Below are 2,444 nucleotides of genomic sequence, written 5' to 3'. Positions count from 1 at the left end.
CCGGGGCTACCGGATCGAGACGGGCGAGATCGAGTCGCAGCTGCTGCGGGTGGAAGGCGTGCGCGAAGCGGTGGTGCTGGTTCGAAGTGACGCGAACGGGCAGAAGGCGCTATGCGCGTATTACACGCCGGATACCGGAGCGGAGCTGGCGGTGAACGATCTGCGCGGCGCGCTGGCGCAGGAGCTGCCGGGCTACATGATCCCGTCGTACTTCGTGGAGCTGGAGCGCCTGCCTCTGACGCCGAACGGGAAAATTGATCGGAAGGCGCTGCCAGCGCCGGAAGGGGAAGCGGGAAGCGGAACGGAGTACGTCGCACCGCGCAATGAGCTGGAAACGAAGCTGGCAGCGATTTGGCAGGAGGTTTTGGGGCTTGCGAAGAAGATTGGCGTTCACGACAACTTCTTCGACATCGGTGGCCACTCCCTGCGAGCGACGACGCTGGTCAGCAAGATTCATAAAGAGTTGAACGTGGATCTGCCGCTGCGCGACGTGTTCCGCCATTCCACGATCGAGAGCATGGCGGCCGCCATTTCCCGGCTGGATGAGCAGACATTCGTTGCCATTCCGGTGGCGGATGACCGAGAGGTGTACCCGCAATCTTTTGCTCAAAAACGTCTCTTTATCCTGAATCAACTGGAAGGCGCGGAGCTTAGCTACAACATGCCGGAAGCGATGCTGCTGGAGGGTGCTTTGGACCGGGCAAGGTTCGAAGAAGCGTTCCGTAAGCTCGTGGCGCGGCATGAAATGCTGCGCACCGGGTTCGAAATGGTGGATGGCGAAGCATCGCAGCGGTTTTACCAGGACGTGAATTTTGCCGTGGAGTTCTATCGAGCGGATGAGCAAGAGGCCGAAGAGACGGTTCGCCGTTTCGTCCGTCCGTTTGACTTGGCGAAGCCTCCGCTGCTGAGGGTAGGCCTTGTCGAGCTGGCTCCGGAACGCCATATTCTAATGTACGACATGCATCATATTATTTCCGACGGCGTCTCGATGGAAATCTTTGTTGAAGAATTCGTCCGCTTGTACGGCGGCGAGCAATTGGAGCCTCTGCGCATTCAGTACAAAGACTACACCGTTTGGCAGCATTCGCAGGAGCAGAAGGAACGGCTTCAGCGTCAGGAGGCGTACTGGCTGGACATGTTCCAAGGCGAGCTTCCGGTGCTGGAAATGCCGACCGACTATCCGCGTCCGGCCGTGCAGAGCTACGAAGGCCAAACGCTGGAGTTTTTCTTCGACGCTTCGAAAACCGACGGCCTGAAGCAGCTGGCCTCGGAAACGGGCACGACGCTGTTTATGGTGCTGCTTGCGGCGTATAACGTCCTTCTGCATAAATATTCAGGTCAGGAAGACGTGATCGTCGGTACGCCGATTGCCGGAAGGAATCATGGAGATGTGCAGCCGTTGATCGGGATTTTCTTGAACACGCTGGCTATCCGCAGTTATCCGGCTTCGGAGAAGACATTCCTGTCATACCTGAACGAAGTCAAAGAAACGACCCTCCACGCCTTCGAGCATCAAAACTATCCGTTCGAAGAATTGGTGGACAAGGTGCAAGTCACCCGTGATTTAAGCCGCAATCCGCTCTTCGACACGCTGTTTACGATGCAGAATACGGAGAACGAGGAATTTGAGCTGGAAGGGCTTCGCCTGATTCCTTATCCGAGCGCACTGGATACCGCGAAGTTTGATATCAGCTTGGATGTGGGCGAGGAGAACGGCGGCTTGGATTACAGCTTCGAATATGCGACGGCTCTCTACAAAAGGGAGACGATCGAACGGCTGGCGAAACATTACGAGCAGCTGCTTGTAACGATCGTAAGCCGTCCGGATGCGAAGATCGCCGAGCTGAACTTGCTGACGGCAGAGGAAAAAGAACAAATTCTCGGCGCGTTCCACCTGGCGCAGCCGGAAGCGGCTCCTNCGGCTGACGTATGCGGAGCTGAACGAGCGGGCGAACCGCTTGGCGGCTACGCTGCGCGCAAGCGGCATCGGCCGGGAGTCGATCGTCGGCATTCTCGCCGAGCGTTCGGTGGACTTGCTGGTGGCCGTGCTGGCCGTCTGGAAAGCGGGCGGGGCGTATGTGCCGCTCGACCCGGATTATCCGGCAGACCGCGTGCGGTTCATGCTTGAAGACAGCGGAGCGAAGGTGCTGCTGACGCAAACGCCGCTGCGAGAGCGTGCCGAAGCCTGGCTCTGCGAAGAGGAGCTGGCGCTGGCGGCGGTGCTGTACCTGGACGACGAAGCGTCGTACAGCGACGAGCGGGCGAATGGGCCGCTGGAAGCGGATGATCACTTGCACGAATGCCGTCCGGAGGACCTGGCGTACGTGATCTACACGTCAGGAACGACGGGCAAGCCGAAGGGCGTGATGATCGAGCACCGCAGCCTGGTGAACACGGCGGCGGGCTACCGGCGGGAATACCGGTTGGATCAGTTCCCGGTGCGG

Annotated in this window: 1 pseudogene; it reads left to right on the top strand. The window is 59.1% G+C overall.

Features of this window, described 5'->3' with window-relative positions:
• Positions 1 to 2,444 (top strand): annotated as a pseudogene (locus LCF57_RS16475) (condensation domain-containing protein); the annotation flags it as partial.

This window comes from Paenibacillus sp. BJ-4 (genome assembly GCF_020404765.1).
In the GTDB taxonomy this organism is placed as follows: Bacteria; Bacillota; Bacilli; order Paenibacillales; family Paenibacillaceae; genus Paenibacillus.
Note: the sequence above shows the minus strand (reverse complement) of the source record. Positions and strands in the feature narration are given on the sequence as shown.